General features: G+C 60.2%; 11 protein-coding genes. 1 reads left to right on the top strand and 10 read right to left on the bottom strand.

Annotation, left to right across the window (positions count from 1 at the left end; all coding sequences use genetic code 11):
- Window positions 1–207: hypothetical protein (locus K7W41_RS17000; protein ID WP_224611035.1), on the top strand; the 207-nt coding region annotated here is incomplete at its 5' end.
- A 57-nt stretch (window positions 208–264) separates the two neighbouring features.
- Here K7W41_RS17000 and K7W41_RS16995 read toward each other — a convergent pair.
- The 10 genes from K7W41_RS16995 to K7W41_RS16950 all read right to left on the bottom strand — a co-directional run bounded on the left by K7W41_RS16995 (window position 265) and on the right by K7W41_RS16950 (window position 11,122).
- Entirely contained in the window at window positions 265–951 is a 687-nt protein-coding gene (locus K7W41_RS16995) for a lytic transglycosylase domain-containing protein (protein WP_224611033.1), read from the bottom strand.
- The gene (locus K7W41_RS16990; RefSeq protein WP_224611031.1) at window positions 951–1,160 is read right to left on the bottom strand and encodes a hypothetical protein; all 210 of its coding nucleotides are present in this window, start codon (window positions 1,158–1,160) and stop codon (window positions 951–953) included. Before K7W41_RS16990 ends, K7W41_RS16995 begins: the two co-directional genes overlap by 1 nt.
- A 106-nt stretch (window positions 1,161–1,266) precedes the next feature.
- Window positions 1,267–1,641 carry a hypothetical protein gene (locus tag K7W41_RS16985; RefSeq protein WP_224611029.1) on the bottom strand — a complete coding sequence of 125 codons (375 nt, stop codon included), beginning with the start codon at window positions 1,639–1,641 and terminating at the stop codon, window positions 1,267–1,269.
- 68 nt (window positions 1,642–1,709) lie between these two features.
- Window positions 1,710–2,018, bottom strand: a complete 309-nt coding sequence (locus K7W41_RS16980; protein WP_224611027.1) for a hypothetical protein — start codon at window positions 2,016–2,018, stop codon at window positions 1,710–1,712.
- 407 nt (window positions 2,019–2,425) lie between these two features.
- Window positions 2,426–4,747 carry a hypothetical protein gene (locus tag K7W41_RS16975; protein ID WP_224611025.1) on the bottom strand — a complete coding sequence of 774 codons (2,322 nt, stop codon included), beginning with the start codon at window positions 4,745–4,747 and terminating at the stop codon, window positions 2,426–2,428.
- A gap of 77 nt (window positions 4,748–4,824) precedes the next feature.
- Window positions 4,825–5,352: a hypothetical protein gene (locus K7W41_RS16970; RefSeq protein WP_224611019.1), complete on the bottom strand. Its 528-nt coding sequence runs from the start codon at window positions 5,350–5,352 to the stop codon at window positions 4,825–4,827.
- Between the two features lie 3 nt (window positions 5,353–5,355).
- Window positions 5,356–6,711 carry a hypothetical protein gene (locus tag K7W41_RS16965; protein WP_224611017.1) on the bottom strand — a complete coding sequence of 452 codons (1,356 nt, stop codon included), beginning with the start codon at window positions 6,709–6,711 and terminating at the stop codon, window positions 5,356–5,358.
- Between the two features lie 219 nt (window positions 6,712–6,930).
- Window positions 6,931–7,830 (bottom strand): hypothetical protein, encoded by a 900-nt coding sequence (locus K7W41_RS16960; protein WP_224611015.1) that lies wholly within the window; start codon window positions 7,828–7,830, stop codon window positions 6,931–6,933.
- A 35-nt stretch (window positions 7,831–7,865) separates the two neighbouring features.
- Window positions 7,866–8,387 carry a hypothetical protein gene (locus K7W41_RS16955; protein ID WP_224611005.1) on the bottom strand — a complete coding sequence of 174 codons (522 nt, stop codon included), beginning with the start codon at window positions 8,385–8,387 and terminating at the stop codon, window positions 7,866–7,868.
- Window positions 8,387–11,122: a type IV secretory system conjugative DNA transfer family protein gene (locus tag K7W41_RS16950; protein WP_224611003.1), complete on the bottom strand. Its 2,736-nt coding sequence runs from the start codon at window positions 11,120–11,122 to the stop codon at window positions 8,387–8,389. The genes K7W41_RS16955 and K7W41_RS16950 overlap by 1 nt, the downstream gene beginning before the upstream one ends.
- Window positions 11,123–11,124 lie beyond the last annotated feature (2 nt).

The following is an 11,124-nucleotide window of genomic DNA, read 5'->3' as shown; positions in this document are numbered from 1 at the left end:
AACAATCTCCCGAATGTCACCAGGCAGAATGTTCAGCGCCGCCTGGTACTCACGCGTTGTGGTGACATCTTTGACAAACATATGGTGCTCCTTGAAAGCTCTGGAAAGGGCCTCAGCGGGTGGCTGGCGAAAACAGAAAGTGGCGCAGAGGCACCACCCAAACAACACCTGGTGAAACGCCTCTGCGCTACACCAGGTCTTCCGTAAATGCTTCCGTTCTTCTGCAATCAGCTGCCTGTGGCCTGGGTGGCCACCAGTCATCAGTTAGCGGGCAGATGCCGCGCGATAGACCAGCAGGCTGCTTCTGCTCTGGTCTTCACGTGGCGCCGCATGGGGACCGACTGGGGCCGTCTCACGTGTGGCTGGCGTCGCTGCCGACACCACGGGCGTACGAGGCAGAGGGGTGGTTATCACGGCGCGAGGGGAGGACTGTGCAGGGCTGATAACAGGGCGCTGGAGCCCTGGGCGGAATGGGACTTGCACCCTCTGGGTGACGGTGCGGTGTTGACTGGCCAGCGCGGCGTAGGTAGCGAGTACCTTCCGCACGTAGGCCTGCGTTTCGGCATATGGCGGCACGCGTCCGAATTGACGCACAGCGCCAGGGCCAGCGTTATAGGCAGCCAGGGCCAGTGGCCAGTTGGCGAAGGTATTCCACTGTTGCCGGAGGTACTTGGCCGCACCCCAAATGTTTTCGCGAGGGACGTAGGGATTGACACCCAGACCCCGTGCGGTGGCCGGCATCAATTGGCCATAGCCAATCGCCCCAGCAGGGCTGAGGGCCTGCGCGCAAAAACCAGATTCGTGGAAGACCAACGCAGTCAGAATGAAGGGCGGTAGGCCGTGGGCGGCGGCAGTTCGCTCCACCAGTTGGCGCGTGCTCACGTCTGCTGAGCAAACGGCTGCAGCGGCGCCTGTGCAGGTCAGCAGGGTCGTCAGAACGGCGCGGCGCATCAAGCGGTGTCCTGCGCCGTGCTCCGTTCACCAAGCTCGGTAGAGACCTCCGTCAGGGTCTCCAGAACCCTACGAATCTTGACCAGCTGCGAGAGGCCAACGGTCAGCGCCAGGCTGATGACGCCTGCCCCCCACTGCCCACCCAGAATCAGAATTCCCGCCAAGACACCGAGGGCGATATAGATCAATGGCCATTTGACGCTTTTCATGTGATTTCCTCCACGCCATATCTCTACTGGCGCGAGAGTCCGGGCAGGGACAGCAGCGCGGCGGGGTGCAAAATTGCACCCCGCCTGCAACTCTTCTGTTAACGATTTAAGACACGCGGTTCAGGGCCGGCACAGCAACGCGCGGCCCTTCTCTGACAGCCCCCGAAAGCGTGCGGTCAGGAACGCTCAGGGGCAGAGGAGAGGAATCATTGGTGACATAAAGCGCATTACCCACCCGGACCCACTCAATCAGGTGGACAAAATACTTCGGTGGAATGACTTCGACGAGCCATTCGGCCAACTTCAAGAACCCCCGCCAGTAGAGGACTCCAATCAAAAGGATGGCTGGCAAGCCTTCAAGAAACATGTTGATGACGTAGCCAAAAGGAAACTCGAGGACGGCACCCAGTACCAGAACGTTGCCGTTGATGCCGGCCACGCTGGTGCCAGTGTTGAAGCTGTAGAGCTTGGTCGTTCGCACGGGCGCTTCTCCTTGAAGAAGAGTGGCGGAAGCCTCAGCGTCCGCCACTCACAGAGCGAAATGATTGCTCAGCAGGTGATGCCCGCAGGCACGATGCCGAAGCTCTTTGCGATCGGCACCAGGTTCTTGACCACGAAGAAACCCACCAGGCCGAACGCCATCATGCCGAGGCCGCCGCGCACCTTGAACCAGATCATGGCGCCGCCGGCTGCAAACATACACAGGGCGATTACAGACACGAAAGCAGACTTGGCCACGGCGTTGAGGTTGGCGCAGATCTGTGCAGCCGCAGGGTTCAGCTGCGTGTCCAGACCAGCAGCGCTGGCGGCCGGGCTCATCACGGCCATGAGCACACCGATCGCCACCGTAACGATCATCAGCAGAAGGATGGAGCGGAAAGCAGGACGAGGGGTCGAGGAACGGTCAAGGGTAGTGGTTTGCATGTGCTGTTGCACCTCCGATCTCAGGGTCATTGGCGCGAGAGTTTTGCGGAGTTAGTGCAGGCGTATGTGGAGCCGTTGATTCCAAATTTGGCCGTTGAGATGCGGTTGCAGAGCACTGCGGTGACAACACTTTTTCCCAAATATTGAAAGGCGATGACTGTTCAGCATGAGCTGAAAGCCCACCAGAACCAGTGCCTCCTGCCGCGAGTGCACGGGCGCTGCATCCGCTTATGTTTGCTGCACTTCACCACACCTCTGAACCGCCTGCCGCCTCTTCCGCAGTCTTCCAAGCCACAAGAAGGGCGGGTGGGTTTTGAAACCCACCCGCCCGGCTGAGCGGCTCAGCGGCCCGCGTCTTGTTCCGTTTTCACTGGTCCGTACACCAAGGCGAACTGCATGCCAACTTTGATCTGCGCCACAGTCACGAACGTGTTCTGTGTGGTTGGCAGCTGGAATATACCTGTTGCACTTCCTGCCACACTCTCCCAGATGGTCGGCACCTGACGCTCGACAGTTACGGCGCCCCCAGTTGACGTGGTGGTTGACGTTGCCTGCAATTTCGCGTCCACGTAATCCCGAACCCCGGAGACAGCCGAACGGATCAGGTCATTAGCGAGGGTGGGCGCGATATCCCGGTACTGCGCCACCAGTCCAGGTGTGCCGTCCAGGTTGTATGCCGATGCCTGAACCTCCACCTCCGTTCCGTCTCGCAACACGGCGCGGTCAAATACGATCAGGACCCGCTTTGTCCGGTCCAGGCTTACCGTGCCGCGCCATAGGGTGCCGTCCTGGGTGCTGGCATAGATAGGCAATGTGCCGCCGCCCTGCGCGACATAAACGCCTGTTTCCAGTGTGGCCAGAACACGCTGCCCCAGACGATAAGGACTGGCCGTGGCAGGGGCTTCTCCCTCGACCTTGTTGTTGGCCGCGTAGGCCAGGAGTGTGGTTGGCTGCGGTGGAGCGCCCGTGTCGGTCGTCGGGGCCAGCGGCGTCGGTGCGGGGGCAGATTCAGCTGGCGCGTTCTCAACGCTGGTGCTCGTGGGCCTGACAATACGGGTCAGGGAAGTTGAGGGCGTTGCCTTTTTGAACACGGTCATCCCACCTGTCTCAGATGTCGCCGTCCCAGCTGTACTGGGTCCATTTTTGACAGCCTCAGGCGTGTTGGGCGTACTTACTGCCCCACCAGCCCGAATAACCTGGAGAGGCGCAGCCGACGCCTTGCGGTACACGACAGTGGCACCTGCGTTCCCTCCACTGCTGGCGGAGCTGGATGTGGCTGGTTGCGCATTGGCTCCACTGTTGTCCTCCCCACTGCCTTGAGCACCACCTTGCTGGTTCTGGCCCATCCTGTACACCATCAGACGGACACTGGCAGGGCTTGGTGCAGATGTGGTCACGGCCGCAACGGAGCTCTGCTCGGCCTGATTAACTGGAGTTGACAGTGCACTTTCCTGCTCTGCCATGCTTGCCGGTGGCGTGAAGGTCACGGGCACACGTTCAGTGACTGGCGCTGGCACACTGACAGGCGCTTTTCCTGCCGTGTATCCGGCTGCCACCTCCGCGTCGGTGGGATTGTAGATTCCCGCTTCGTATGGGGTTCCGGAAAAGGGGTCGTCAGACGCCGCAGGGGGACTCTCTGTACTGACTCCGCTCGCCAACTCCGCATCGGTGGGATAAGGCGCTGGCGCCGGCGTATAGCCAACCTCAGAGGGGTTGTACGAATCGGTCTGCGCGGTGGGCGCTGGCGCGCCTCCAGTTGGGGGGACGGGCAACTCTGCAGCTTCAGTTGTCGTGGTCCCATCAGGTCCACCGGTCAACAGGGCGTTTTCTGCTCCAGTCACGCTGGCGGGGGGCGTGGTGCTGATGATGTTTCCAGCGGCGTCTCTGTTGACTTTGGAGCCGTCACTCAGGGTTTCAACACTGCTGCCATCTGCAGTTTTCACCATGGTGTGCCCGTCCGGATAGGTCGTGGTGATCGTGCCATCCGCTGTTTTGACCACCACTTCACCATTTGGCTTTTTGACCTCCTGGCTGCCATCTGTCTTTTTGATCAGGATGCTGCCGTCAGGGTAGGTGGTGGTCGTGCTGCCATCACCGTTGGTGACCGTTACACCCTGGCTGGCCGTTGCTGGCTTTGTTGCTGCCGCGCCGCCGCCTGGGTTGTACGTGGCAATCGCCGCAAAAAGGAGCAGGCCACCCGTCACTGCAGCGACTGCAGCTGCCTTCTTATTGAAAACCGCCTCACCGTTGGCATTCGGGACAAAGAAGATTTCGCGGAGCTTCTCTATGGGAGCATTGGCTCGCCGGGCATTGCGCTCTGCTTCCTGCATGATTTGATTGCTTTCGTCCAGCGCTGTATTCCGAACCATCCCTTGGACCGCGACAGCCAGATGCGGGTGCCCGGGGCGCAGCTTGTCAATCAGCTCTTTGAACTCAGGTGACGCGGGATCATCCGGTAACTGATGCCCCAACGACTCGATCTGAGGCTTCAGAACCTCTAGCTGACTGGGGTCATAGACCAGTTCGCTCGCCTCTTCGGGCACGGACGTAGGGGCCGCTGCAAAAGGGTCTAGGTCAGAGGTGACGGCCATGCGGGCGCCAGGTGGCAGATCAGGTGAAAGGGTCGGTGGGCGCTTGCGAAGCCGGTCCAAGACATTCTTCATGCCCCAGTCTGGGCAGCGCGAGGGTTGGACGACAAAGCCTCCGCGCCAGGCGCGGAGGCTTGAGAATGCCTAGGCTGTTATCTGGCAGGTGCTGTGGCTGTTTCCACCTGATCAACCCGTGCATGAATCTGAGCCGCCAAATGGCTTGACTTGAGCACCGTGATGCCCTGCGGCGTGACTGTGATGAGCAGGTGATCTGCGGCAATCATGGTGGTTACAGAGCTGGTAGGAATCAGAATCCGTTTCGCGCGGGCCAGCGCTGCCGTGACAGGAGCCGTTTTGGTAGCCATGACTAGGCGCACGGGCGTGCGAATGGCCGCGCGGTTCAGCGCTTCTTCCAGTTCACGGGGCAGAGGGCCCACCAAACCGCTGATCTGGCTCCGACTGTTCAAAATGGCCGTTACTGCAGGCTTGAGACCAGTGCCGACCACTGTTGGAGGGGCCACCACGGCCTCCAGGCTGGCTTTCAGCTGCTGCTGTTGCGCTGGGGTGAGACCCGGCGTGTACTGATAACCGCCAGGGCCAGAGACGAGCGGCTGAGATGCAGCCTGAACACTGGTCCCAAATACACTGACCAGCAGCAGAACAGACACAAAGCGTTTCACCGATTACTCCTTGTCGGGCCGCAAGACGGGCGACCCCGTGACGTTCGGCACCGTAAATCCCTCTGGGGTGCTGACGACTCCCCACCGGTACCGGTACTGATTGATCGTCGTGGTGCCAGTCCGTACGGCCGCACTGGGGACCGTGCAATTCACCGGCGTAACCACCGCATTTGGGGCCAGCAGCGGCAGGGGAACCGGTGTACATGTGCCAAAAATGTTGCACTCCATTGCTTTGGCCCAGTACCGCAGGGGACGAAAATCATTGAGTGTGTCCAGTTGCTGCCAGGCCTGGAAGAAGGTGGCTTCTCCCTGCGCCTCTTGCTCTTCGAGATTCCCCGGCTCCAGATAGCGTTTCAACACTTCCAGCTCAGGGACTCCCACGTGGCCCTTGCTAAGTACGGCCGAAGGATCAACTGGAAGTCGACCACTGACATAGGCTGGAAACCGCGGGTCCGTTTTGGCCATGCTGGCCACACTCAGAAGATTGGTCCCCAGAGCGTAAAACGGCGCCATGGTGGTGCCACTGCGCGTGCCCGTGACGGTGCCCACGCCATTCCAGTGAATGGCCAGAGGTGTATTTTTCGACAGCGTCAGCAGATTCTCCTTCTGATAGTTGGACGTTTCACCCTTGTTGGCTGCTGCGCACACAGCCTGCAGGCGCCCCCGCAGGCCATCCCAGTTGACGTAGGTCGGCTTTGGATAATCGGGGGTGGCCACGCAGCCAAACGGAGAGCAGACGCGCACGCCCGGCACATACATCATCAGCTCATCGGGAATTAGCTCGATGTTGGAATACGCGCAGTAGCGCCGACGATCAACGCGGGGAATATCGTAATTTTCCAGCGATACCCCGTCATCTCGCCAGCCGTTCACGCCTCCCTCGGGTAAGGTTTTGGCCCGCTCACTACTGGGGTTGCTGGTCTTCAGTTTGATGGAGGCAGGATCGGCTTTGATCCAGCTGGAGCCGGTTAGAAGCTGGCCAGCGGAGATGGTGAGATCTGCAGGAAGTTGAAGCGTGCAGTTCGCAAAGTGCAGGTCGTGCGGCAACCCCAGTGCAGTCACGTTGTTGTTGATCCCCACCATCATGGCCCAGTGCAGGGTGTCTTGGTACGACTTCCAGTTGGCAACGAAGTCTGCTGCGACGTTTTTGACGCTGAGTTCTGGAACGTAAGGCACGCTGTATTCCCGGTCCCGCCCGGCGGTGTCCCGCAACTCCACAAAAGGCATCACCCGGTTGACACTGCTCTGGTCCTGTCCACCTTTCTCAATCAGACTCAGGAGCGCTTCGGCGCCTGCTGTCTGGCCCGCTGCTGTCAATATCGCCATCAGACTGAGCGCTGCCGTTTGAATTCGCATCATTACAAGGCCTCCAGGTGTAAAAATCCCAACAGGTCTGCACAAACAGGGTCGTTGGTACCATCACGAGCGGCAGGATGGCGGCTGCCAGCAGGGTCCAGGGTGGGCCCAAGAGAATGTGCGTGGCCGCAAACAGGCCGGCTCCCGTCAGAAGTGCGCCCCACAAAAAGGAGGGGCGCACTTCGTCAAACGCAACGATCCCCTGGGGTTTCGTCCTGGGCTTCAAAACGTGCGGGTGGCCACGCGGTAAAACGCATTTGCCCCCGCATCGAACGCCAGCCACTCCAAGGTCAGGGCCGCACCAGGTTCAACGCGACCGCCCAGCGTCAGCACAATGCGCTGCGTTTGTCCCGGCTCCACACGAATCTCTGCAGCCGATGTCGCCAGCATCTGGCGGCCATCAACTGTCACGGCGACGTCCTTGCCGTTGAACACGAGTGGTCTGGCCCCGCTGTTGGTCACGGTCACGGCCAGCACGTCACCCTGGGCTTCAGGAGCCAGGGCAGCGCCAAAGGTCAACCACTCAGGTTGCGCGCGGGTAATTGCTGGCACTGCAGCGGGAAGTCCGGCGACTGGCGCCAGCACACTCTGGACCTGCTGGCGGTCAGTCGAAACACCTGTCACCGTTTTGGCTGTGGTGGGTGTAAAGATGGGCGCCGGCGCTGTAAAACTGGGCATGCTGGTCGCTGCTGGCACGGGCGCCGGAATAGGCTGCGCGTAATCAATTTTCGGGACGTCCAGGACCTTGATGCGCTTCATGCCTGTGCCGCCGGGAGTAAACGTCAGCATGAACTGGGCATATTTGCCATTCTCCAGATACACCGTCATCTGAGCCGTTCCGTTCGACACCTTGGAAGTGATTGACAAGACGTTGCCAATCGGCTCCGGAATATCGAGAGACGCGCTTTGAGGCGTCACCACAGCCACGACATCAGACGGAAAGTCAAGTGTGTACAGGTCACCCTTCCCGATCGCCAGGAGACCTGGCCGCGTCATCAGGTCATCCACACTGTAGGTGCGGGTGATGTTCGCCCCCAGATAAGGACTACTCCCGGCAGGGGCAGTGAGCTGGGCAGAGGCGGTCGACAGAAGCAAAGCGGCAGAGAGCAACAATTTCTTCATGGGCCTATCCTCTAAGCGCGAGAGTTTTGCGCGCCTCATTTCAGTCGCACGCCATGTTTTTGCTCGACCCACACCTTGACCATCTCGACGGGGTTCAGCGGCTTGGCCTGCGTGACGTCCTGAGTCCAACGGGTCAGGCGCGCTGCAGTCTCTCTGGAGGCCAACGTGGCGGTCCCTGGGCCAGCTACGCCAGGGCCACTGATGGCCTGACCGTCAAGCAGTGCGAAGGGCAGGCCGCTGCCACTGGTGAGGTAGGTCGGCACCTTCATCAGCATCAACCTGAACGTCAGACTGTTGTCTGAGAACAGTGGAGGCCGCGTGGTCAGCAAAAACACCTGGGTCCCCCGCTCGGTAATGGCCCGGCGCACCGCCTCGGCAACGTCGGGACGCATAAGCGCTGGGGCATACAACACCACCTGATTGGCCGAGAGAATCATGGCGGGAAGTTGATTTGAGACGTTGAGCTGAGTGGCGGCCAAGGGCGCAGCAGGGGAGGGCAAGGCCGGCTGGGCGGAGGCCAGGGACAGGGACAGGATCAGTAGAGCAGCGGCGCGCATTAGTCATCTCCGTAGGCGTCGAGAAAAGCGTTGACATTGGGGTCGTGGGGAAGAGGCGAATCGGTGTTGGGCGTTGAATGCGCCTCGGAGCCAGTCGGGGCACTGGATTGCGCGAGACCGGCAGGCGGCTCAACTGAGCGCTGCTCGGTGGTGGGAGCGACCGTCTTTTTCCATCCCATCTCCTTCTTATGTGGCTTCGACTTGGTCTTGGTTGCAGGCGAACTGCCGCTGGCCGGTGCCATTTCACCGCTGTCCGCTTTCTGAATAGCCCGCTCAATGGCCTCTCTCAGGGCCTGCGGATCACTCAGGGGAATCTGAATCAGCGCGCGGCCATGCAGCGTGACGACCGGCAGATCAGGGACAACGCCGTACAGTTGCTGGGCCACCTCCTCACTGATCGACAGCAGCTCGGCCGAGTACACGGCATCCGGCTCCGCTGCACTGTCGTGACCGGGGTAGCCTTTGACCTTCGCCGCGTGGGTACGCGCCCAGTACAGGGCGGGGCCAGTAACCACGAAATGTTGCAGCGCGCGCTCCAGCAGTTTGCCGGCCGTGTTCAGCCCTGCCTGGGTAATGGTCAATTCCTCTTCGTTGGTGGCCACGTTCAACCACCCTTCCCCGAGGAAGTAGTTGATGTCTCGCTCACGGCTTAGTTCAGGTGCCAGCGAATCCCGGCGAATCATGACTTTGAGCTTGTCGTCGCTTTTTTGAATACGCGCCATCGCGCCGCTGGACATAAGTTCTTGCAGCCAGGTCATCCAGTAGTCCGGCGCGCATAGCACAGGCTCAGGCTTCGTCAGGTCCTTGGCGCCAATGCCCAGACTGGCAATCAGCGCTTTGGTCTCCTGCTCGATGTTCTGCACGCCACTCATGGTCCGGTTCCACAGGGGATAGAGCTCGTTGCGAACGGTAACCACGCGCCCATCTGGGGTCATCAGCTCCAGGGTTGGGGAATCAATCGCAGGTGTGGCGACCAGAAGAGGGTTCTGCCCCTTTGTAAAGACAGCGGCGAGGTCCCGCGGAAAGCGTTTGATTTCTTCTGGAGTCAACAGCCGGCGTCTGGCCAGCTTGACGCCCTCGCCCTTGCGGGCCTGATCACTCCACGGCGTGTTGAACATGGGGTGGCCGGTTTTGTTGATGCTGGTTTCATCGACGGTGTATTCGCCGATTTCTTCCGACAGGTTCTTGGCGTCCTCTTTGGAAGACCCCTGAATGAAGTCGACCCGCGTGCCAAGATTGTTGGTGCTTAGCGCTTGCCAGTACTCCCGGCTGTAGACCAGTCCACCCTGATCCGAGTTCTGAACCCCCAGCATCAGGCACACCCACTTCGACCGCAGCTGGGCCAGGTTGGCCATCAGGTAGGGGAGACGCCCCAGGCCGGGCAGCTCGTCCAGGTAATAGGTGGCGGTGATCGGAAGGTGGCCACCAGGGCTCTCGTCTGCCACATCCAGCAGCGCCCGGTCGGACCGGCGCTTGATCAGTTGCAGGAGAATTTCGCCTTCACCCGCCTGAATATCTTTGCTGGAGATACCGACAATCAGCAGGCCGCCTTCCCGGTAGATTTTGTGCAGGTCAATGTGCTCGTCAGGATTGTCACCTGCACTTGTGGCGCGGGAGACCTCGGGGTTGTAAAACACCGACAGCTTGTTGACCACGCCGGCGAGCATGGCGGCAATCTGGTCGGGCCGCATGTCGAATAGGGCTTTAAGCGCACTTCGGATTTCCGGGTTCTGCTGGCGCTTGTACCAATCGGTGAACTCCTCAAAGTTCATTTCACCCAGACGTTTCAATTCACGCATGTTCGGCGTGGGGCCATTGGCAATGGCCAGGATCATGGCCGCAAGCGCACGCCTTTCGTTGTCCTTGTAGTAGGCGCCTGATTCATCCTTGTACTCCGGCGGGGCAATAATTGCCCGACTCAATTTCAAGGCCTCGTCCAGAGTGTTGATGCCGTCCAGCAGCGGCATCCTCATGCTCGTCGGAGAGAAGGGCGCAAACACGTAGACCGGCCTTCCCAGGCGGTGCCAGTACAGGGCGAGGTCCCCGAAGCCGCTGTCCATTTGCGGCCACTTCATGTCGAATACGATGGCTGTCCGCCCGTAGTGCGCGTCTAAAACGATGTTTTGCCTGAACAGGCCGCGCGTCTTACCTGAGCCTGGTGCGCCTGTGACCAGCACATTCTCATGGCGCAGACGCTCACCCAGCAGCGCCAGCTTGGGAGAGTGCCACAAAAACTCGTTGCTGGCCGGAATCCAGGGGATCAGGTGTCCCAGGTACAGCGACGGCGGACTCCTTTTGGCGATCTTGTCCAACTCGGCGCGAAACTTTTTGTCTTTGACAGGAACCTTGGCCAGCAAAGCCAGTTGTTTATCTTCCAGGCTGGCCCAAGCCCCTTGTCCAGGGTCCTTCCGAATCAGAGTGTCTGGCACCTGGCGCCAGGCAAAGACCATGGCCATGAACGTGATCATCATCGGCAGCACCTGCAGTTGCAGGTTGAAGCGCAGGTTTAAACTCTCGCCGAACCAGGTCGCGCAGGCGGTTTGAAAGTTGCATTTCAGCGCCGCCATTCCCGCTGAATCAGCGCCGAGGACTTGTCCCCAGGTTGATGTGCCGGCGGCAGTCTGGACAGGCGCGGTGAGGAGGTTCTGGCCGATGGCCAGTGAGACCTGAGCCGCGGCGTAGACCAGGTAGCTCAGAGCGAGGAGAGCCGCAAGGGTACAGACCCAGGCAATCAATA

This window comes from Deinococcus multiflagellatus, from assembly GCF_020166415.1.
In the GTDB taxonomy this organism is placed as follows: domain Bacteria; phylum Deinococcota; class Deinococci; order Deinococcales; family Deinococcaceae; genus Deinococcus; species Deinococcus multiflagellatus.
Note: the sequence above shows the minus strand (reverse complement) of the source record. Positions and strands in the feature narration are given on the sequence as shown.

Coding starts and splice junctions, on each gene's coding strand:
- K7W41_RS16995 (WP_224611033.1), bottom strand. CDS start 951: ATGCGCCGCGCCGTTCTGACGACCCTGCTGACCTGCACAGGCGCCGCT.
- K7W41_RS16990 (WP_224611031.1), bottom strand. CDS start 1,160: ATGAAAAGCGTCAAATGGCCATTGATCTATATCGCCCTCGGTGTCTTG.
- K7W41_RS16980 (WP_224611027.1), bottom strand. CDS start 2,018: ATGATCGTTACGGTGGCGATCGGTGTGCTCATGGCCGTGATGAGCCCG.
- K7W41_RS16975 (WP_224611025.1), bottom strand. CDS start 4,747: ATGAAGAATGTCTTGGACCGGCTTCGCAAGCGCCCACCGACCCTTTCA.
- K7W41_RS16965 (WP_224611017.1), bottom strand. CDS start 6,711: ATGATGCGAATTCAAACGGCAGCGCTCAGTCTGATGGCGATATTGACA.
- K7W41_RS16960 (WP_224611015.1), bottom strand. CDS start 7,830: ATGAAGAAATTGTTGCTCTCTGCCGCTTTGCTTCTGTCGACCGCCTCT.
- K7W41_RS16955 (WP_224611005.1), bottom strand. CDS start 8,387: ATGCGCGCCGCTGCTCTACTGATCCTGTCCCTGTCCCTGGCCTCCGCC.